Annotated in this window: 19 protein-coding genes and 3 tRNA genes; 9 read left to right on the top strand and 13 right to left on the bottom strand. The window is 68.9% G+C overall.

The features are described 5' to 3' along the window. Window positions 1–4: 4 nt before the first annotated feature. The 4 genes from glfT1 to ACWEKR_RS20800 all read right to left on the bottom strand — a co-directional run bounded on the left by glfT1 (window position 5) and on the right by ACWEKR_RS20800 (window position 3,552). A complete protein-coding gene (gene glfT1 / locus ACWEKR_RS20815; protein ID WP_452355866.1) occupies window positions 5–940 on the bottom strand; it encodes a galactofuranosyltransferase GlfT1 in 936 nt (311 codons plus the stop codon). A gap of 70 nt (window positions 941–1,010) precedes the next feature. Beyond that, on the bottom strand, window positions 1,011–1,847 hold the full coding sequence (gene wzt, locus ACWEKR_RS20810; protein ID WP_063019080.1) for a galactan export ABC transporter ATP-binding subunit Wzt/RfbE: 837 nt from the start codon (window positions 1,845–1,847) through the stop codon (window positions 1,011–1,013). 10 nt (window positions 1,848–1,857) lie between these two features. Next, a complete protein-coding gene (gene wzm, locus ACWEKR_RS20805; protein ID WP_452355865.1) occupies window positions 1,858–2,736 on the bottom strand; it encodes a galactan export ABC transporter permease subunit Wzm/RfbD in 879 nt (292 codons plus the stop codon). A 213-nt stretch (window positions 2,737–2,949) separates the two neighbouring features. Beyond that, entirely contained in the window at window positions 2,950–3,552 is a 603-nt protein-coding gene (locus tag ACWEKR_RS20800; RefSeq protein ID WP_452355864.1) for a bacterial proteasome activator family protein, read from the bottom strand. A 252-nt stretch (window positions 3,553–3,804) separates the two neighbouring features. On the opposite strand from ACWEKR_RS20800, the gene ACWEKR_RS20795 reads away from it, so the two are divergent. After that, entirely contained in the window at window positions 3,805–5,007 is a 1,203-nt protein-coding gene (locus ACWEKR_RS20795; RefSeq protein WP_195084981.1) for a cysteine desulfurase-like protein, read from the top strand. 7 nt (window positions 5,008–5,014) lie between these two features. Here ACWEKR_RS20795 and ACWEKR_RS20790 read toward each other — a convergent pair whose 3' ends face one another. Then, window positions 5,015–6,019 carry an NAD(P)H-quinone oxidoreductase gene (locus tag ACWEKR_RS20790; RefSeq protein WP_452355863.1) on the bottom strand — a complete coding sequence of 335 codons (1,005 nt, stop codon included), beginning with the start codon at window positions 6,017–6,019 and terminating at the stop codon, window positions 5,015–5,017. 146 nt (window positions 6,020–6,165) lie between these two features. Between ACWEKR_RS20790 and ACWEKR_RS20785 the strand changes: the two genes are divergently transcribed. The 3 genes from ACWEKR_RS20785 (at window position 6,166) to ACWEKR_RS20775 (ending at window position 7,995) form a co-directional block, all read left to right on the top strand. After that, complete coding sequence (locus ACWEKR_RS20785; RefSeq protein ID WP_452355862.1) at window positions 6,166–7,344, top strand: lactate 2-monooxygenase; 1,179 nt, start codon at window positions 6,166–6,168, stop codon at window positions 7,342–7,344. A 131-nt stretch (window positions 7,345–7,475) separates the two neighbouring features. Next, window positions 7,476–7,886, top strand: coding sequence for a MarR family winged helix-turn-helix transcriptional regulator (locus tag ACWEKR_RS20780; protein WP_452355975.1), 411 nt, complete (start codon window positions 7,476–7,478; stop codon window positions 7,884–7,886). 24 nt (window positions 7,887–7,910) lie between these two features. Further along, a tRNA-Ser gene (locus ACWEKR_RS20775) sits at window positions 7,911–7,995 on the top strand. A gap of 290 nt (window positions 7,996–8,285) precedes the next feature. Here the strand turns inward: ACWEKR_RS20775 and ACWEKR_RS20770 are convergent. After that, entirely contained in the window at window positions 8,286–9,359 is a 1,074-nt protein-coding gene (locus tag ACWEKR_RS20770) for a nitric oxide synthase oxygenase (protein ID WP_195085161.1), read from the bottom strand. A 514-nt stretch (window positions 9,360–9,873) separates the two neighbouring features. Between ACWEKR_RS20770 and ACWEKR_RS20765 the strand changes: the two genes are divergently transcribed. Further along, on the top strand, window positions 9,874–10,905 hold the full coding sequence (locus ACWEKR_RS20765; RefSeq protein WP_452355974.1) for a HoxN/HupN/NixA family nickel/cobalt transporter: 1,032 nt from the start codon (window positions 9,874–9,876) through the stop codon (window positions 10,903–10,905). A 70-nt stretch (window positions 10,906–10,975) separates the two neighbouring features. Continuing rightward, window positions 10,976–12,049 (top strand): alpha/beta hydrolase, encoded by a 1,074-nt coding sequence (locus ACWEKR_RS20760; RefSeq protein ID WP_452355861.1) that lies wholly within the window; start codon window positions 10,976–10,978, stop codon window positions 12,047–12,049. Here ACWEKR_RS20760 and hisC read toward each other — a convergent pair. Beyond that, window positions 12,046–13,119, bottom strand: coding sequence for a histidinol-phosphate transaminase (hisC, locus tag ACWEKR_RS20755; protein WP_159844643.1), 1,074 nt, complete (start codon window positions 13,117–13,119; stop codon window positions 12,046–12,048). The genes ACWEKR_RS20760 and hisC overlap by 4 nt on opposite strands. A 117-nt stretch (window positions 13,120–13,236) precedes the next feature. Here hisC and ACWEKR_RS20750 point away from each other — a divergent pair, with 117 nt between their 5' ends. From ACWEKR_RS20750 to ACWEKR_RS20740, 3 genes are all read left to right on the top strand, one after another. Next, entirely contained in the window at window positions 13,237–13,941 is a 705-nt protein-coding gene (locus ACWEKR_RS20750; protein WP_452355860.1) for a dienelactone hydrolase family protein, read from the top strand. A gap of 88 nt (window positions 13,942–14,029) precedes the next feature. After that, window positions 14,030–14,119 (top strand) — tRNA-Ser (locus ACWEKR_RS20745). A gap of 34 nt (window positions 14,120–14,153) precedes the next feature. Continuing rightward, window positions 14,154–14,226, top strand: a tRNA-Arg gene (locus ACWEKR_RS20740). A 131-nt stretch (window positions 14,227–14,357) separates the two neighbouring features. On the opposite strand, the gene ACWEKR_RS20735 is transcribed toward ACWEKR_RS20740, so the two are convergent. From ACWEKR_RS20735 to ACWEKR_RS20710, 6 genes are all read right to left on the bottom strand, one after another. Further along, window positions 14,358–15,818: an NAD-dependent succinate-semialdehyde dehydrogenase gene (locus ACWEKR_RS20735; RefSeq protein WP_452355859.1), complete on the bottom strand. Its 1,461-nt coding sequence runs from the start codon at window positions 15,816–15,818 to the stop codon at window positions 14,358–14,360. Between the two features lie 263 nt (window positions 15,819–16,081). Then, window positions 16,082–16,798 (bottom strand): maleylpyruvate isomerase family mycothiol-dependent enzyme, encoded by a 717-nt coding sequence (locus tag ACWEKR_RS20730; protein WP_452355858.1) that lies wholly within the window; start codon window positions 16,796–16,798, stop codon window positions 16,082–16,084. Window positions 16,799–16,862: 64 nt separating this feature from the next. After that, window positions 16,863–17,255: a RidA family protein gene (locus tag ACWEKR_RS20725; RefSeq protein ID WP_452355857.1), complete on the bottom strand. Its 393-nt coding sequence runs from the start codon at window positions 17,253–17,255 to the stop codon at window positions 16,863–16,865. Beyond that, the gene (locus ACWEKR_RS20720) at window positions 17,248–17,970 is read right to left on the bottom strand and encodes a DUF998 domain-containing protein (RefSeq protein WP_452355856.1); all 723 of its coding nucleotides are present in this window, start codon (window positions 17,968–17,970) and stop codon (window positions 17,248–17,250) included. The genes ACWEKR_RS20725 and ACWEKR_RS20720 overlap by 8 nt, the downstream gene beginning before the upstream one ends. 218 nt (window positions 17,971–18,188) lie before the next feature. Then, window positions 18,189–18,614 carry a very short patch repair endonuclease gene (locus ACWEKR_RS20715; protein WP_452355855.1) on the bottom strand — a complete coding sequence of 142 codons (426 nt, stop codon included), beginning with the start codon at window positions 18,612–18,614 and terminating at the stop codon, window positions 18,189–18,191. Beyond that, window positions 18,611–19,744 carry a DNA cytosine methyltransferase gene (locus ACWEKR_RS20710; RefSeq protein WP_452355973.1) on the bottom strand — a complete coding sequence of 378 codons (1,134 nt, stop codon included), beginning with the start codon at window positions 19,742–19,744 and terminating at the stop codon, window positions 18,611–18,613. Before ACWEKR_RS20710 ends, ACWEKR_RS20715 begins: the two co-directional genes overlap by 4 nt. Between the last annotated feature and the right edge of the window lie 160 nt (window positions 19,745–19,904).

Below are 19,904 nucleotides of genomic sequence, written 5' to 3'. Positions count from 1 at the left end.
GGACTCAGTCGGGTTTGCCGAACTGTTCGTGGCGGCCGAGGGAGCGAAGGTGGAACCATTCGCGCAGGCCGGCCGGATCGCGGCGAGTGACGAGAAAGAACCAGGAGAAGCGGACCCATTCCTGCGGAAGCAGTTTCCGCATGCCCGGCTGGGACATCAGGTAGCCCCGGTTGCGGTAGGTGAAGTAGCGCTTCACCGGATCGTCCGGGTACTGCGTGTGCATCCGGCCGCCGAGGATCGGCTTGAACTCGGCCGCGCCGTTGGGATGCAGGTACGCCGTCTGCAGGCAGGTGCCGAACGGCAGCCCGGAGCGCACCAGCCTGCGATGCACCTCGACCTCGTCACCGCGCACGAACAGGCGCAGGTCCGGCACCCCGATCACGTCGACCGCCCGCGCGGAGATCAGCGCGCCGTTGAACAGCGAGGCGATGCCGGGCAGGAAATCGTCGTCGCCGAGTTCCGAGCGCAGCCGGCGCCAGACCACGCCGCGGCGCAGCGGAAAGGCGAGGCGGTCGGGTTCATCGATGTCGCAGACCACGGGTGAGACCTCGACCAAGCCGTGCCGGTTCGCGCAGTCCAGCAGCGTGGACAGCACGTCGGGGCCTTCGGGCCTGCCGTCGTCGTCGGCGAGCCACACCCAGTCCGCGCCCATGCTCAACGCGTGCAGCATGCCGAGCGCGAATCCGCCCGCGCCGCCGAGGTTGTGCGCCGAACCCAGGTAGGTGGACTCCACCGGCTGATCGCGCACCAGATCGGCGACCTCCGGCTCGTTGCCGTTGTCGACCACGATCAGGTGATCCACCGGCCGGGACTGGGACGTGACGACCTTCAGCGACTCCGCGAGCAGTTCGCGGCGCTTGTGCGTGACGACGACGGCCACGATCCGCTGCCGCGCACCGGCGTCCGTTCCAGCGAGTTCGGTCCCGGTCGGCTCACTCATGCTGCGGCCTTTCCCGCGCGAGCGGGACCTTCCGTGGTCACGCTTCGCCGCCGCCTCCGGGCCTGACCGCTCATGCTTGATTCCGCTCCAATTCTCGCTGGTCTGTTCCGGCCCGTTCGGCTTCCATCTCGCGCAGCACGGTCGCGACGTGATTCCCCGCCTCCGGCCCCTCGTAGGCCCGCACCACCTCTTCGATGCCCCCCCGCAACCGGATCTGGCCGTGGTCGATCCACAGCGCGGTATCGCACAGTTGCGCGAGGAATTCGTTGGAATGGCTGGCGAAAACCAGGATGCCGGACCGTGCGACCAAGGACTGCAACCGCAGCCGGGCCTTCTTCATGAATTCCGCGTCGACGGCGCCGATGCCCTCGTCGAGCAGCAGGATTTCGGGATCGATCGAGGTGACCACGCCCATCGCCAGGCGCACGCGCATACCGGTGGAATAGGTGCGCAGCGGCATGGACAGGTACTCGCCGAGTTCGGTGAAATCCGCGATCTCGTCGATCTTCGACAGCATCTGCTTGCGCGTCTGCCCGAGGAACAGGCCGCGAATGATGATGTTCTCGTAGCCGGAGATCTCCGGATCCATGCCGACGCCGAGATCGAACACCGGCGCCACCCGCCCACGGATGCGGGCACTGCCGCGCGAGGGTTCGTAGATGCCCGAAAGCAGGCGCAGTAACGTCGATTTGCCCGCGCCGTTGTGCCCGACCAGGCCGACGCGGTCGCCCTCTTTCAGCGACAAGTTGATGTCCCGCAGGGCCTCGACCACGACGACGTCGGACTGATTGCGTCCGATCGCGCCGCCCGCCTTGCCGAGGAACGCCTTTTTCAGCGACCGCGATTTGGCGTCGAAGATCGGGAATTCGACCCAGGCTTCCTGGGTCTCGATACTCACACGACTCATCGGGGCGCTCCTATACCCAGTACGGTACGCGCGAACGGTACTGCTTCATGGCCAGGATCGCGACGATCCAACCCACCAGGGTGATCGCGCCGACGACCAGCCAGTGCCGCAGTTCTTGCGGTTCGCCGAGCAGTGGCGCCCGGACGATTTCGAGATAGTGGAACGTCGGCACGAGTTCGGCCAGTTTCGCGCGGTCGCCGGTGATCTGCGATTGCAAGGTCTTCGTCGTCCACATGACCGGCGTCAGCACGAACAGCATCAGCGTGGTGCTGCCGAGAATCGGCGCGATATCGCGGTAACGCGTGCTGAAGATGCCGAACACGATCGATACCCACATGGAGTTGAGGAAGATCAGCGCGATGGCCGGGATCGCCATCAGGCTGGCCACCCCGAGATGGCGCCACACGCCGAACGCGGCGAGCATCACCAGGTAGATCACCATGTTGTGGGCGAAGAACAGCAGCTGCCGCCACACCAGCCGGTAGACGTGCACGCTCAGCGCCGAGGGAAGCTGTTTGATCAGGCCCTCGTTGGCGATGAAGACCTCCGAGCCCTCCAGGATGCTCGCGCTGATCACGTTCCAGATGATCAGCCCCACCGTCACGTAGGGCAGATACTCGCGCAGCGGCTGGCCGAGCAGCGCCGCGTACAGCACGCCCATCGCCACGGCCTGCAAGCCGGTGGCGATGGTGATCCAGAACGGGCCGAGCACCGAGCGGCGGTAGCGCTGCTTGATGTCCTGCCAGCCCAGCGACAGCCACAGTTCACGCTGCGCGAAGCCACCGGCGAAGTCCTGGAACGCACGGCGGAACGTCTGGGAGTCCGGCGCGATCTTCGCGACGGTGGCCCCGGCGTGCAGGGTCTGCGCCTCGGGCGTGGCCGCGCTCACCGGACGCTCCTGCGAGTCGTCGCCGGACGGCGCCGTGTGCTCGGCCGATTCGGACGGCGAGCTGTCATCTGAACGCGCTTGGTCATCGGAACCAACTGAGCTCTCTTCAGGACGCACCGCACTCGGGTCGTTGACCGAGTCGGAGCGAGCGGCAGCGGCGGGCACGGTGCACGAGACTACCCTTGCGGCTTCGCGCCACCGCGTGGCACACGCTCACAGGTATTGGCCGGAACCGCCGGTGACGTGACTCGCCTGGCCGCCGCGCGGGTCGGCGGCGTGGATGCCGGGCGGCAACGCGCCCTGGCGCATCTGTTCGAGCTGGGCGCGCGCCGCCATCTGCTGGGCGAACAGCGCGGTCTGGATGCCGTGGAACAGGCCCTCCAGCCAGCCGACCAGCTGCGCCTGCGCGATCCGCAGTTCGGCGTCGGACGGCACCCCTTCGTCGGTGAACGGCAGGGTGAGCCGTTCGAGTTCCTCCCGCAGTTCGGGGGCGAGCCCTTGCTCCAGTTCCCGCACCGAGGACGTGTGGATCTCCTTGAGGCGATTGCGGCTGGCCTCGTCCAGCGGAGCCGCGCGCACCTCCTCGAGCAACTGCTTGATCATGGTGCCGATCCGCATGACCTTCGCGGGCTGCTCGACCATGTCGGCGAGCGATTCGCCGGAGTCGTCCCGGTCATCCGACTCGTCCTTGTTATCGTCGGTCACCACCTGTGCGGTGAAGGGCGCCTCCGATCCGGCCGCCGCGGGTATGGCCAACGGCCTGCCGTCGGGTCCGACAACGACGATGTGGTCCGGTGCCTCGTCCGAGTGCGTCATGGTCCCTATCATGTCGTGTCCGGCCCGAACGCGCTAAGCCGGTGCTCCGGGGCCGGGCGTCGCGGCCCGCTCCGGCGCGCGCCGCCGGTCCGCGCCGCCGCGCGGGCCTGGCGTTCTATTCTGTTCGGGTCGTGTGGTTCGGATTTCTCGAAAGTCGGTCGCCATGCTGAGTCCCAGGTCGCTGTGCTCCCGCCACGATGTGGAGGGGAACGCGGTTACACAGGCTCGTCCGCTGCCCTTAGAGTGGCCAGCATGACTTACGACGTCGCGAGGGTTCGGGGCCTGATACCGTCCCTGGGCGACGGCTGGATCCATCTGGACCCGCAATCGGGCATGCTGGTTCCGGACGCGGTGTCCCGCGCTGTTTCGACGGGTTTTCGGACTTCCTCCTTCTCACATATCGGCCGTAACGGCGCGGCGGTGCGCAGCGCGGCGATTCTGGACGCGGCCCGTGAGGCCGTCGCCGACCTCGTCGGCGGTGACCCGGCGGGCGTCGTCCTCGGCCCCGACCGCGCGGTCCTGCTTGCCTGGCTCGCCGAATCGCTGAGCTCGCGGCTCGGCCTCGGCACCGGCATCGTGCTCTCCCGGCTGGACGACGAGGCGAACGTCGCGCCGTGGCTGCGCATCGCCAACCGCTACGGCGCGCACGTGCGCTGGGCCGAGGTGGAGATCGAGACCTGCGAGATGCCGTCCTGGCAGTTCGAGGAGCTGATCGGCCCCACCGCGCGACTGGTCGCGTTGACCGCGGCTTCGCCGATCGTCGGTTCGGCGCCCGCCGTGCGGGTGGCCGCGGACCGGGTGCACGAGGTGGGCGGCCTGCTGGTGGCCGACGCGTTCGGCGCCGCGCCTTACGCGCTGATCGACATCGATGAACTGAACGCCGACGTCGTCGCGCTGAGCGCGCCGGCATGGGGTGGTCCGCAGATCGGCGCGCTGGTCTTCCGTGACCCGGCGTTCCTGGACCGGATCCCGTCCATGTCGTTGAACCCCTACGCGAAGGGCGCCGAACGGCTCGAGGTCGGTGGGCATCAATACGCGCTGCTCGCGGGCCTGACCACCTCCATCGACTTCCTGGCCGGACTCGACGAGCGGGCGCACGGCACCCGGCGCGAGCGACTGGAGATGTCGATCACCTCGCTGCAGGACTACCACGACCAGCTGTTCGAGCACTTGATGAGCATGCTGGACGCGATTCCCGGCCTCACCGTGATCGGCCGCGCCTCCACCCGCATCCCCACGGTCAGCTTCACGCTCGCGGGCATGCAGGCGGAGAAGGTCGCGGCCAAGCTCGCCGACAACCGGATCGGCACGGTGAGCGGCGTGCACGGCGGCAGCAGGCTGCTGGACGCGCTCGGCGTCAACGACGAGGGCGGCGCGGTGACCATCGGTCTCGCGCCCTACACCACCAAGTTCGAGATCGAGCAGCTGGGCAGGGCCCTGCTGGCGCTGGAGTGAGCGGCGCTCACAGCTCCGCCACCCGCAGCACCACCTTGCCGAACACCTCGCCGGAGTCCAGCAGCCGGTGCGCTTCGGCGGCCTCCTCGATCGGCAATTCGGCCGCGATGACGGGCGCGACTGTGCCGTCGGCGATCAGCGGCCACAGCTGCCGACGCACCTCCGCCACGATTTCCGCCTTGCTGCCGACGCCGGTCGCGGGCCGCGCGCGCACGTTGGTGGCGTGGACGGTGCCCCACTTGCGCAAGAGGACACCCACATTCAGTTCGGCGGTCACGCCACCCTGCATGCCGATCACCACGAGGCGGCCGTGGTCGGCCAGCGCGTCCACGTTGCGTCCCAGGTAGACCGCACCCATGTTGTCGAGGATGACATCCGCGCCGGGGCTGCCCGCCCCCGATCGCTCGGCGCGCACGGCGGCGACGAAGTCGTCCTCCTTGTAATTGATCAGCACGTCCGCACCGAGCTCCGCGCAGCGCGCCAGCTTCTCCGCCGACCCGGCGGTCACCGCGACGCGCGCGCCGAGCGCCTTGGCAACCTGGATGGCGTGCGTGCCGATCCCGCTGCCGCCACCGTGGATCAACAGCAGCTGGCCGGACCGCAGGTGGGCGGTCATCACCAGGTTCGACCACACCGTCGCCGCCGCTTCGGGCAGCCCCGCCGCCGCGCCCAGATCGAGGCCGTCCGGGACCGGCAGCACCTGAGTCGCGGGCACCACGACCCGTTCGGCGTAACCGCCGCCGGACAGCAAGGCGCAGACACGATCGCCGACCGCCCACTCGCGCACTCCGTCACCGATCTCGGCGATCACACCGGAGCATTCGAGGCCGAGCAGCGGGCTGGCTCCGGGAGGGGGCGGGTAGTAGCCCTGACGCTGCAACAGATCGGCCCGGTTGACGCCCGCCGCGGCCACCTGGATCAGCACTTCGCCATGCCCGGGCTTCGGGTCGTGCACCTCGACGAGGGACATGACCTCGGGGCCGCCGGAACCTTTCAGATCAATCGCGCGCACCGTGCCATAGTGCTCCGCGCGCACCGACGGCTGCGCGCTGCCCCCCGCGTCGGAGCGCCCGACCGGAACACGGACGGAAACACTCGCGCAAACGCAATCCGGCAAGCGGCCTGCGGTGATCGGCGTCACGGACTACCGTTCCGGTGGTGAGTGGCGGCTTCATCGATTTCCAGAACGAGATCTACTTGGCTGGGCTGGGTGGTTCGACACCCGAGTGGCCGATGACCGCCGCGGGTTTGGAGTCGCTCGCACAGCAGAGACTGGATCCGGCCGCTTTCGCGTATGTCGCGGGCAGCGCGTCCGCCGAACGCACCGCCGCGGCCAATCGATCCGCCTTCGATCGGTACCGCATCCTGCCGCGGATGCTGCGTGGCTCCACCGGCCCCGGCGCACGCGATCTGTCCGTCGAGGCGCTCGGCACGAAGCTGGCGGCGCCCGTGCTCACCGCGCCGATCGGCGTCCTCGAACTGCTGCACGAGGGCGGCGAGGTGATCGCGGCCGAAGTGACCGCGGAGCTCGGCATCGGGACCGTGCTGTCCACCGCGGCGTCCTCGACCATCGAAGACGTCGGCGCGGCGGCCGGTGCGTGGTGGTACCAGCTGTACTGGCCCGCCGACGACGAACTGGCCTGTTCCTTCGTCCGGCGTGCCGAGCGAGCCGGAGCCTCGGCGATCGTGGTCACCGTGGACACTCCCACCCTCGGCTGGCGGCCGCGCGACCTGGAACAGGCCCACCTGCCGTTCCTGCACGGCAAGGGCATCGCCAACTATCTGTCCGATCCGGTGTTCCGGGCCAAGCTGCCCGCCGCGCCGGAGGAGAGCGAGGAAGCGATGCGGACGGCCATCCTCACCTGGGTGGGGCTGTTCGGCAATCACACGCTGCGGCCTGCCGATCTCGCCCGGCTGCGCGAGTGGACCGACCTTCCGATCGCGGTGAAAGGCATCCTGCATCCCGACGACGCGCGCCAGGTGGTGGACGCCGGCGCGGACGCCGTGGTGGTGAGCAATCACGGCGGCCGCCAAGTGGACGGCTCGATCGCGGCGCTGGACGCGCTCCCGGCGGTGGTCGCCACCGTCGGCGACCGCGCCGATGTGCTGTTCGACTCCGGGCTGCGCACCGGTTCGGACGTGCTCGTCGCGCTGGCCTTGGGTGCGAAAGCGGTGCTGTACGGGCGGCCGTGGGCCTACGGTCTCGGCTTGGCGGGGGCCGCGGGCGTTCGGCACGCGTTGCGGGCGCTGCTGGCCGATTTCGACTCCGCGCTCGGCCTCTCCGGGTGCACCAGTCCGGCCGAGGTGAACCGCGCACTGCTGTCCACGGTGCGCTGACCTGCGAGAGATGCCCATTTCCGCAGTTCGCCACGCATAGAATGGCCACCGTGCATCCCGAACCGAGCGGTCGCGTCCTGGCCGAGCCACGCTGGCTCACCCCGGCGCAGCAGCGCGCGTGGCGCGCCTACATGGACGGCCACCAGCGCTTGATGACGGCGCTGAATCGTCAATTGCAACGGGACAGCGACCTGACCGTCGCCGAATACCGCATCCTGGTCCTGCTCTCCGAGGCGCCCGACCGCTCGCTGCGGATGAGCGAGCTGGCCGACGGCGTGCTGTCCTCGCGCAGCAAACTGACCCATCAGATCCGGCGGCTGGAGGCGCAGCAGATGGTGCGCCGCAACACCTGCCTGGAGGACGGCCGCGGCGTGCTGGCCGAACTCACCGACGAGGGCTTGCGCCGACTGCAAGCCGCCGCCCCCGGCCACGTGGAAGCCGTCCGCCGCCATTTCATCGATCTGCTCGCCCCGGCCCAGCTCGACGTGATCGGCGACGTCTTCGGACGCGTCGACGAGGAAATCGGCAAGCACCCCGGCTGACTCGTCCGCTACGATCGTGTCCCTGGAGACGTGGCAGAGCGGCCGAATGCACTCGCCTTGAAAGCGAGCGTCGCGAGAGCGACCGGGGGTTCAAATCCCTCCGTCTCCGCTCCACTCGCTGGGCGACGCATGCTCATGGAGAGCATTCGCCGGGGCTCGTTCCGCAATATTCTGCGGGGGTGCGACCCCCGCACCCCGCCCGGCGGGCTTCGCCCCCGGACCCCCGTTCGTGGTTGGGCCTCTTGCCGATGGCACGGCTTCCGTTGATGGCGGGTCTCGCCGATGGCCGGGCCTTCTGCCGACGGTCGGGCTTCGGGCTGATGGTTGGGCCTCGGGCTGATGGTCGCGCTGAGCATGGTTCGGCGCGACCCCGTCGGTCCGATTCGGCTGTCGCGCTGGTTACAACCCCAGGTCCGCAGCGAACTCCCTGCGGACGAAGTTCGGGCGGATGTCCAGGTCGGGCGGGTCGTAGTAGCGGTGGAAAGTGGGGGTCAGCCCGGAGGAGATCGGTGGGTTGATCCAGGACCAGTCGGTGGGGCAAGGGCGGCCGGCGGCTTCCTCGCGTTGGACGTGATCGCAGAACTGTTTGGCGACCGTGTGGTGGTCGACGATGTACACGCCCGATTTGCGGAAGCTGTAGAGCACCGCGCGGTTGAGTTCCACCAGCGCCTGATCGCGCCACAGGTTGCGTTCGGCCCTGGTGTCCAAGCACATCATCTCGGCGATCAGCGGAAGCATGTTGTAGCGGTTGGCGTCGCTGAGATTGCGCGCGCCGATCTCCGCGCCCAGGTACCAGCCGTTGAACGGCGCGAACGGATAGGTCATGCCGCCGACCTCGAGGTTCATGTCGGACACGGCGGGCAACGCGTGCCAGCGCAGGCCCAGACCGGCGAACCACTCGAACTCCGGGTGTTCGAGCTCCACCTCGCGCGCGAGCTCGGGCGGGATGTCGAACCAGCGGATCGGCTCGTCCGGTGTGCTGATCAGCAGCGGAAGAATGTCGAACGGGGTTCCGGCGCCGTGCCACCCGAGTTTCATGGCGAATTCGGTGAGCTCGACGTTGGCGGCGTCACCGGTCACCGTGCCGTCCCCGTTGCGATAGCCCGCGTAGCGGATGATCTGCGGACTGACGATGCGGAACTCGCGTCCGTCCGGCTGCCGCGGCGGCCCCACGGTGATCATCGACTGGATGGCGCCGCCGTTGGTGGCCATGTGCAGGTGCTGCCAGCAGACCTCGGCCAGATCGCGCGCCGTGCGCACCCGCCGGGCGTCGAGCAATTTCAACGAGCGCCAGTGTTTGCGGCCCACGCAGCGGGCGTGATTACGCCACGCGAGTTTGGCTCCGATCAGGATCTCCTCGGCGGTCTGGAGATAGGTGCCGGTCATTTCGAGCTGTTCCAGCGCGCTGCGCCTGCGCCGCGCGCTCAGGTGCGCCAGTTCCGGCAGCCGGAAGAACTCGTCGCACTCCCGCATTCGGCGTTCCAGATCGGGAAGGCAAGGCGTCGTGTTCGATTCGTGTTCGAGCGAGTAGGCGGGTGACACTGGATTCACGGTTTTCTCCGTCGGGCATGGATCCTGCGGTGGAACAGAAGAATCGAGCAGAGAATTCGCGCCGGTACCGCCGGCGTCGCGGGGGTCCGCGAAGGCGCACGGGGTCGATGCCACGAAATAGCCTCCGCGCACGCCTCGCCGGGATGACGGAAGGACGGTCGCGGCTGCGAACCGGGCGTCCGGTCCGCATCGCGCGGCGAAGCGCGGCGCGGTGACCTCGACGCCGACGGTGCGAATACCCGGTCATGCCCGTCCTAGTTCGATACCCGGAAAAGGCCCGGCGCTCAGCGTACGACCGGTGTGCTGATGGTGTGCCAAGATTTGCTGGATTTGCTGGATCAGCCGGAGACGCGAACCGGGACAAGCGGTGTCCAGTATCGTTGACCAGGTCTGCTTTTCGGGGGTGAGGGGTTCGCTCGTGCGCAGTGTCATCGGTATGGCCGTCACCGTCGTCGCCCTGCACGTCCTCGGCTGGGGGACGCTCCTGCTGTTCGTCGCGCCGAATCACTATGTGATCGAGGGTTCGGTGTTCGGCGTGGGCCTCGGAGTGACGGCGTACACGCTCGGTATGCGGCACGCGTTCGACGCCGACCATATCGCCGCGATCGACAACACCACGCGAAAACTGGTGGCGGAGAGCGGGAAGAAGAGGGCTCAGACGGTCGGCTTCTGGTTCGCGCTGGGCCACTCCACGGTGGTGTTCGTGCTCGTGGCGTTGCTCGCGTTCGGCGTACGAGCCCTGGCGGCCGGCTTGGAGGACGAGGATTCGGCTCTGCAACGCTGGACCGGCCTGTGGGGCACCAGCGTCTCCGGCGCGTTCCTGATCCTGATCGGCCTGCTGAATCTGGCGTCCTTGGTGGGGATCTGGCGGGTGTTCCGGCAGATGCGCCGCGGCGAGTACGACGAGGCGCAGTTGGAAAGGCAGCTGGACAGCCGGGGCCTGCTCAACCGGGTGCTGCGGCCGGTGATCGGCCTCGTCCGCAGGCCCGGGCACATGTATCCGGTTGGCGTGCTGTTCGGCCTCGGCTTCGACACGGTCACCGAGGTCGGGCTGCTGGTGATCGCGGGCGGTGCGGCGGCCACCGGGCTGCCCTGGTATTCCATCCTGGTGCTGCCCGTGCTGTTCTCGGCGGGCATGGCGCTGTTCGACTCGCTGGACGGCTCGTTCATGAGTTTCGCCTACGACTGGGCCTTCGCCAGGCCGGTGCGCAAGATCTACTACAACCTGGTGATCACGGGGCTGTCGGTCGCGGTGGCACTGCTGATCGGCGGGCAGGAGATCATCTCGATCTTCGCCGAGAGGCTCGAAGTGGAATCGGGCGTCCTCGCCTGGATCGGGAATCTGGATTTGGGCGATCTCGGCTTCATCATCGTCGGGCTGTTCGTGCTCACCTGGGCGGTCGCCCTCGCGGTGTGGCGTTTCGCCGGTGTGGAGCGGCGCTGGCAGGACGGTCTGGCCGCACGGTGAGCGCGGTTGTACTCCTCGACCGGACAACGGGCTTCGGCCCACCCTCGACGTCTCTGGCAGGATGGTTCGCATGCTGTGTCGCCGCGGGGTGCGGCGTTGGCTTTCCAGCGCCTTGATCAGTGCCGCACTCGTCTCCGGTGCGGTGTCCTTCGGTGCCCCGCAGGTCACGGCGGCGCCCGGCAAACCGCCGCCGGTGAATACCGGTTCCGCCGACGGCCCAGGCCCGGCCGAGCCCACCAGTAAGCAACCGTCCACACCTCGGATCGAGCGCATCGAACCGATCAATGATCGATGGCTGCGTGTGTACGTCGCCTCCCCCGCGATGAGCCGGGTGGTCGAGGTGCAGGTGCTGCTGCCGCGCGATCAGTCGCGCCCTCGGCCCACGGTGTACATGCTCGACGGCCGCAGCGCCAGCCCCGACAGCAACAACTGGACCGAACTCGGGCACGCCGACCGCTTCTACGCGGACAAGGACGTCAACGTCGTGCTCACCGTCGGCGGCCCGGCCAGCTTCTACACCGACTGGCAGCAGCCCGACCCGGTGCTCGGGACCAACAAGTGGGAGACGTTCCTGACCAAGGAGCTGCCCCCGCTGATCGACGCGAAGTTCGACGGCAACGGCACCAACGCGGTCATGGGCGTCTCCATGGGTGCGGAGGCGGCGATGATGCTGGCGTTCCGGCAGCCGACGCTCTACCGCGCGATCGCGGCGCACAGCGGCTGCTTCTCGATGGGTACCGACATCGGCCAGGCGCAGGCGCGCGCCGTGGTGGCCACCTACATGGGCGAGCCGGACAACATGTTCGGCAAACAGGACGACCCGGACTGGCTGGCGCACGACGTCACCCTGCACGCGGACGCCTTGCGCGGCAAGACGATCTACCTGTCGGTGGGCAGCGGCCTGCCCGGCGTGCACGACGTGCCCGGCACGCCGAACGTCGACCTGCCCAGCGCCATCACGTTCGGCGGGCCGCTGGAGGCCGCCACCAACGCCTGCACCCGGCGGCTCACCGATCGGCTGCGGTCGCTCGGCATCCCGATCACCGCCCACTTCCGGGCCACCGGCACGCACTCCTGGCCGTACTGGGAGGACGAGCTCGCGCTGTCCTGGCCGACGATCGCGCCCGCGATCGGAGTCCGCTAACCCAGGAACCGGGCGAGCACCTCCGGCTCACCGGCGAAGCTCAGGAAGAGATCGTTCTCGTGCGGGTCGCCGATGGTGACGCGCACCCCGTCGGTTCCGTACGGACGCACCAGCACCCCGGCCGCCGCGCTGGCCTCGCCGAATTCGGCGCTGCGCGCCCCCAGCGGCAGCCAGACGAAGTTCGCCTCGCTCGGCGGCACCGGGTACCCCAGCGCCACCAGCGCGTCGCGCACCCGTTCGCGTTCGGTGACCAGAAGGTCGGTGCGATCCAGCAATTCGTGGCGCGACTCCAGCGACGCTATCGCCGCCGCCTGCGCGAGCCGGTTCACGCTGAACGGGATATGCACCTTCAGCAGCGCCGTGATCACCGCCGGGGCGCCCACCGCGTAACCCACCCGCAGGCCGGCCAGGCCGTATGCCTTGGAGAAGGTGCGCAGCACAACCACATTGGGCCTGGTGCGGCCGATCTCGACGCCGTCGGGGTGGTCGGCCAGCCGCACGTACTCGTAGTACGCCTCGTCCAGCACCACCAGCACGTGCGACGGCACCGCGTCCAGGAACCGGACCAGCTCGGTCTTCCCGACGGCGGTCCCGGTCGGGTTGTTCGGGTTGCAGACGAAGACCAACTTGGTCCGCTCCGTGACGGCGGCGGCCAGCGCGTCCAAATCGTGCACCTGACCCGGCGTGAGCGGGACCTGCACGGCGGTGGCGTTGCCCACCTTGGTGACGATCGGGTAGGCCTCGAACGAGCGCCACGCGAACAGCACCTCGTCGGACGGGGACGAGCAGGTGATCTGTACCAGTTCCTGGCAGAGCGCCACGCTGCCGCAGCCGACCGCGACATTGTCGTAGCCGACTCCGAGGAATTCGGCCAGCGCCGTCCGCAGCTCGGTGACCTGATTGTCCGGATACCGGTTGGCCAACTCGGCCGCCTCGGCGATGGCCTTGGCGGCGGCGGGCAGCGGCCCGACGGTCGTCTCGTTGCTGGCCAATTTGACCGCGCCTGGATTGCTGCGGCCGGGGGTGTACGCCGGGATCGATTCGAGGTCCGGCCGGATCTGCGCTGTCACACTCCAACCCTAATCCGCGCCGTCTCCAACCCGGTCGGCGTACCGGAAATTCTCTGGGTTATAGGCCCCCACGTGCAATTTCTACCGCAGATCGGGAACTCGCCCTACGCTGGTTTCATGTCGGGCACCTACGACGATATGGCCCCGCTGCGGGGTAGCGACCAGGAAGACGAGCGGCCGACCGGCGGTGGGCAGGTGCCCATCACCGTGGTGGAGCCGGAAGGAAACGCCCGCGGCGGGATCGTGGTGCTGCATGAGTCGCGCGAGTTCACCGGCGCGTTACGCGACCTGATGAACGCGCTGGCCGGCGAGGGATGGACCGTGATCGCGCCCAAACTCTTCCATCGGGAGGACGAGGACCTCGGCGCGGGGGTCTTCGGTGACGAGCTGTTCGAGGACTTCGACGCCTGCTTCGACTGGCTCACCCGGCGCGGGGTGTTCCCCGACACCATCGGCGTGCTCGGCTTCGATTCCGCGGGCACCGCCGCCTTCCTGGTCGCGACCAATCGTCCGATCGGCGCCGCGGTGAGCGTCGCGGCGCACGGCATCACCGAGCCGCTCACCGACCAGGCCGACGCCCTCGTGCGCGCCGCTCCCCACTTGCAGGCGCCCTGGCTCGGTCTGTTCGGCGCGGACGACCCGGCTACCCCGCCCGCTCAGGTCGACGAGCTACGTGACGCGACCGCCCGCGCCGCGGTCGCCAGCCTGGTGGTCACCTACCCCGGCCTGCACCACCGTGCCGACACCTCCGAGGCCGACGACGGAGATACGGTCGATTCGCAGACCAGAATCTTCGATTGGTTCGACAGTAACCTGCGTTGACCAGCCGTTTTGTGATCTGGACGGTAGCTCCTGTAACCTTTCTGCTCGGCGGTTCGAAAGGACCGGTGCCCTCGAAGAGAAGGCTCCAGGAGGCGTGCCAGAGCGGCCGAATGGGACTCACTGCTAATGAGTTGTCCCTTCACGGGGACCGGAGGTTCAAATCCTCTCGCCTCCGCCACACCCGGGAAACCGGGTACAACTGAAGAACACATGCGCCCGTAGCTCAACGGATAGAGCATCTGACTACGGATCAGAAGGTTAGGGGTTCGAATCCCTTCGGGCGCACGCAGGTAGAAGGCCCCTCCGGTAGCAGCGGAGGGGCCTTCTCGCATCTCTGACGACACCATTCGACGACAATGTCACTCGAACAGTGCGTCCATCCGGAGGGCCGGCTCGGTCGGGTCCGAGCCAGACGGTCAGCCCGCGACACCGGCGGATTCGGTCTTGCGGGGCAGGGAGCGAATCAGTTTGCGATTGGCGAACTCGAACATGCCGAGTTCGGACAGTTCGCGACCGAAACCGGACTTCTTGATCCCGCCGAAGGGCAGATCGGACTCCAAGGACGTCGGATGGTTGATCCACACCATGCCGCTGGCGATCTGCTCGGCCACCGCTCGCGCGCGGTCCGGGTCACTGCTGTACACGGTGGCGCCGAGCCCGTACTTCGAGGTGTTCGCCAACTCGATCGCCTCGCGTTCGTCGCCGACGCGGTACACCACCGCGACCGGCCCGAACAGCTCCTCGGAATAGGCGCGCATATCTGGGGTGACATCGGTCAGCACCGTCGCGTCGACGAACACGTCCCGGCGTCCCGGCGCCGGTACGTCGGGGCGGCCGCCGCCGGTGACCACCGTGGCGCCCTTCTCGCGGGCATCCTGAACCTGTTCCAGCAGGTCCTTGGCGGCCTTCGGAGAGGAGAGCGGTCCGAGTGTGGTCTCCGGATCCGACGGGTCGCCCGGGCGCAACGCGCCGAACCGCTCGGCCAGACCGGCCACGAAGCGGTCGTACAGTTCGTCAGGTACGATGAAACGCTTTGCGGCGACACAACTTTGACCGGTATTCGCCAGCCGCCCTGCGGTCGCCGCATCGATCGTGGCGTCCAGATCGTCGGCGTCGAGCACGATGAAGGGGTCGCTGCCGCCGAGTTCGAGTACGCATTTCTTCACGTGCCGCCCGGCGATCTCGGCCACCGACGCACCGGCGGCGTCGCTGCCGGTGAGGGATACGCCCTGGACAGCGGGCTGGGCGATGACGTGCTCGACGTCCGAGATCCGCAGGAAGACGTTGGTGTAGACCCCTTCGGGCGCGCCGGCGTCGGTGAAGATCTTCTGCAGTTCGAGCGCGGTGAGCGCGCAGATCTTGGCGTGCTTGAGCAGAATCGTGTTGCCCAGCACCAGATTCGGCGCCGCGAACCGCACCACCTGATAGAGCGGGAAGTTCCACGGCTGGATGCCGAGCAGCACCCCCAGCGGTGGGTTGACGAGCTGGGCTTCGCCCTCCTCGACCGGCAGTGCGGTGGGCTCCAGAATGCGCGGTCCGTTCTCGCCGTAATACTGCAGAATGCTCGCCGCGAGGTCGACTTCGAATTCGCTCTCGGAAATGCGTTTGCCCATTTCGCGCGTGATCAGCCGGGCGAGGTCGTCCTTGCGTTCGCGCATCAGATCCGCCGCGGCGGACACCACCCGCGCACGCTGCTCGACCGGTTTCGCGCGCCAGGACCGATAGGCGTCGTCCGCGCGTTCGAGCAGGGCATCGAGTTGCTCGGTCGACAGATAGGACAGTTCGGCCAGGGTTTCGCCGGTATAGGCGTCGACCGTCTCGAACGGTTCGGCGTCGGGACCAGAGGCGCTCTTAGGCTGGACGTTGGTCGATGTCATCGGTCACCACTCCTCCTACGACGGAATCCGACTCGGTCGGTGTCGGTCGGGTGTCAAGGGGTGGCTACCCGCCCACGGCGCACGAAACATCTCATCGCACGCTGACCGTGCGGGAATGCCGGCCGGTCGCGCCGACCGGCATCGGTGGGCGGCGCTGAGCGGGCTGGGTGGTTCCGGTGGTGTCGGTGGCACGGACGCGGAGGGTGTGGGTGCCGGGTGCTGTCACAGGAACGCTGGTCTCCGGCCCCGGTGCCACTCGCGGGTCACTTCCAGGCGGGGAGGGGCGGGAGGTCGCCGGTGAGGCCCGTGCCGGGGCTGCGGCCGAGGAGCCAGGCGGCGAGGGAGGAGGCGGGGCCGGAGATGGTGTGGGCAGGGGAAGGGCCGATGGTGGCGGTGTAGTCGGTGTCGGTGGCCTGGATGGTGAAGGCGAGTGTGGTGTCGGCCGTGAGGCGGGCGAGGTCGGCGGTCGCTTGGGGGAGGATGCGGGCGACGAAAGGGGCGGGCCAGTTGGCGGGGGTGGAGGCCGCGGCGAGGTCTACGTGGTGAATTTCGACCTCTTGCAGACGCATCCACAGGACTTCGGTCGCGGGGATGGGGCGGCCCTGGCGGGTGCGGACCTGTGCTTGCCACGCGTCGTCGGTGAGGGAGCGGGCGAGCCCGAGGAAACGGGTGGCGGCGGCCTCGTTGTCGGCGAGGTGCTCGGCGAGCGGGCGGGGCGCGCCCGCCTCGATGTCGGCGTCGCGCAAGAAAGCGCTGGCGTACTGCGGGATCTCCACGCCGGTGTGCGCCCACAGCAGGAGGTTCACCAGGCTGTCGGCGTTGCGAGCGAGATGTGCGAGGACGTGGCCGCGGGTCCAGCCGGGGAGCAAGGAGGGCTCGCTGACGGCGCTCTCGTCGAGTCCGCGAATGGTGTCGAGCAGGCGAGTGGTCGCCTCGGCGACGGTGTCGAGCTGCACGGGGGTCTGCGAGGCGGTGGTCACGGTTTCGACCCTAGCGAGGCTCGGCCCGTCCGCCGCGAACGACGGGCCGGGTCCCAAACCTTGCCTACCCTCCGACGATCGCATCGGCCTCGATCTCGACCAGCAAGGCCGGGGTGATCAAACCTTTGATCTCGTACATCGCCGTCGCGGGACGGATCTCCCCGAACACCTCGGCGTGCGCCTTGGCGACTTCGGGCCAGCGGGTGATGTCGGTGACGAAGATGCGGGTGCGCACGACGTCGGCCAGATTCGCGCCCGCCTCTTCCAGGGCGGAGCCGATGCGCCGCAGGGTCTCTCTGGTCTGCTCGCCGATATCGTCGCCGCCCACGGCGGTGCCGCCGGGGGCCGAGGCCGTGGTCCCGCTGACCGCGATGACGTTGCCGAGCCGGACCGCCCGCGAATAGCCGACGATATCTTCGAATTCCGAACCCGAGGAGATGTTCACGCGATCACTCATGCGCGAAAGCATCGCACGGCCCTCTGGGCGGCGGCTGCCGGTCCTCCACGATGACCGCGACGGCCAGGGTGATCAACCACAGGGACATGGATCCGACCTGGATGCGCTGGGCGATGCCGAGGGCGTAGTTCCCCGGCAGGTTGTCGGCCACCAGCATCCACACCGTCGCCAGCGCACCGGTCACCAGCACGACGAGCCCGAATTCGCGCAGTACCCGCCAGCGTCGATAGCGGAACGCGGCGAGGCTGAAGGCGAAGGCGGCGACCGCGATGCCGGTGACCGCCAGCGTGCTCGTCAGCGCGTGCGGCTGATGCAGTTGCGGGAACAGTCGGCTCGGGCCGCCGCATCCGCTCTCGCCGGGCGTGCAGTCACGCAGCGGTAGGGCGACGTCGGCGATGGTCGCCGCGCCGAAGCAGAACAGCGCGATCCAGCCCACGTCGGTCGGTCGGCGCCGCGGGAACGACAGCAGGCCCGTGATGGCCGCGGGCATGAGCACGGCCCCGACGATCAGGTCCGCGGTCGCGAAAACTTCGCGGTACGGCTTTCCCTCGGCGTCCAGTTCGCTGAGGAAGGTGTCGACCGGGTCGAGGTCGATGGGCAGCAGGAACTGCAGCACCCAGGACGAATAGCACAGCCCCGCGAATGCGATCGCCGCGGCGACCAGCACCGATACCGGTCGTACGCGCCGAACGGCGTTCTCCGAGCCACCCGTCACGTCCCCATTGTGCTGATTTCTAGAGCGCGCCGGACAGCGGCAGGCCGCACACGTCACTACCATCCGGCACACAGGGTCTTGTCAGCTACGCCCGGCACGCTGGACGACAGCTGCAACTCGAGGAGGTTCCCATGCTCGGTTTCGCGACTGCCGCCGCCGGATTAGCGGTCATCACGGTGATGGTGATGTCCGGTTATCTGGCCGCACACGCTCCGCGTTCACTGGTGCGGGTCCGGCACCGCTGACAACGTCGCCTGGACGCGGTCGGCCGCGCTGACGGGATCCTCGTGCTCCCAGACGCGGACCACGCGCCACCCCGCCGCGGTGAGCGCCGCGTCGGTGGCCCGGTCGCGGGCCACGTTGCCCGCCAGTTTGGCCGCCCACCATTCGGCGTTGTTCTTCGGGTCGGTGGCGTGCTGCGGGCAGCGGTGCCAGAAGCAGCCGTCGACGTAGACCGCGACGCGGCGGCGCGGGAAGACCAGGTCGGCGCGCCTGCGCTGACCCCGGATGGGTGCGCGGTCGACGAAGTAGCGCAACCCGCGGCGATGGAGTTCCCGGCGCAGCGCGAGCTCGGGATCGGTTCCGGTGCGCCGTTGGCGCGCCATCCGCGCGCTGGTGGCCGCGTCGGTAGCCGGCCGGTTCATGCCGCCCAGCCGCCCATCCGGTCCAGATGACTTTCCACATCGGCCAGGAAGCCGGGCGGGAAACGCAGGCTGCCCATGGTGGTGCGGCGGAGGAAGCCGGCCGTCGCGCGCGCGGAGAGCAACCGCGCGTCGGTGAGGAAGCCGGCCAGATCCTCGTACGGTTCGTGCACCGGCCAGGTCGAGACCGGCACGCGATAGGCCACACCGGCATGCCCCCACGCGGCGACCGGCCACGGGGTGCCCGGCGCCAGCGGCTGACCACCGGAGACCGGCTCGAGCGGAGCGGCCAGCCGCGAGCCCACCCAGGACGCCATCCGCACGCTCACCGCGTTACCGACCAGCTTCCAGCGGTGGCCCTTCCTGATGCCCGGCAGTTCGGTCGCGGGCGCTGTCCAGCCGGCGTCGAAGCCCTGGAGACGTTCGGCGTCGACGATGCCGGGCGTGACGATCTCCCCGGACGGCAGCCGCACCGCGGGCGGGCTCGCGATGCCGAGCGCGGAGCCGCCCTTCAGCGTCGGCACCGCGTTCACCGCCCAGCCGAGTCCGCGCACCCCCTCGGTCCAGTAGAAGCCGCACGGGTCGATCCCGGGATCGCCGACCGTGCGGGGACCGGCGTCCTCGCCGAACAACACCCCGCGCGGGTCCTCGGTACGCGAGGCCAGCATCACCACCCGCTGCCTGCGTTGCGGCAGCCCGAAGGCGCGGGCGTCCACCACACGGTAGGCCCAGGTGTAGCCGAGTTCGTCGAGCGCGCCGGTGATGTGCCGCATGGCCGCGCCACGCCCCAGTTGCAGCATGAACGGCACGTTCTCGATCACCAGCCAGCGCGGGCCGCGCTTGCGACGCACCAGCCGGAACACTTCGTCGACCAGACCGGAGCGCGTGCCGGTGATGCCGGCGGTGCGGCCTGCCTGCGAGAGGTCCTGACACGGAAATCCCGCCGCGACCAGTTCCGTTCCCGCCGGGATGGCCCGCAGCCTGGTGATGTCGGAATGCAGCGGCACGTCCGGAAAACGGGCGGCGAGCACGCCTTGTGCCCCGGGCTCGATCTCGCACAGCAGTTCGGTATGCCAGCCGTGCCTGCCGAGGCCGAGTTCGAGCCCGCCGATCCCGGCGAACAGCCCGACCATCCGCGCGCCCGTCAACGACCTTCCCTTTCTCGCGTCCACACCGGACGCCGCCCGCGCGCCCCGTGCCCGGGGAGCAGGTTACTCGAGTCGTCCGGGGCGATCCCCCAACACGCGACCATCGCCACCGGCACCTGGTACGGTCCGCGTGTCACGCCGTGCG

The sequence above is a fragment of the Nocardia sp. NPDC004573 genome (genome assembly GCF_053602135.1).
This window is presented reverse-complemented; position numbering and strand designations above follow the sequence as displayed.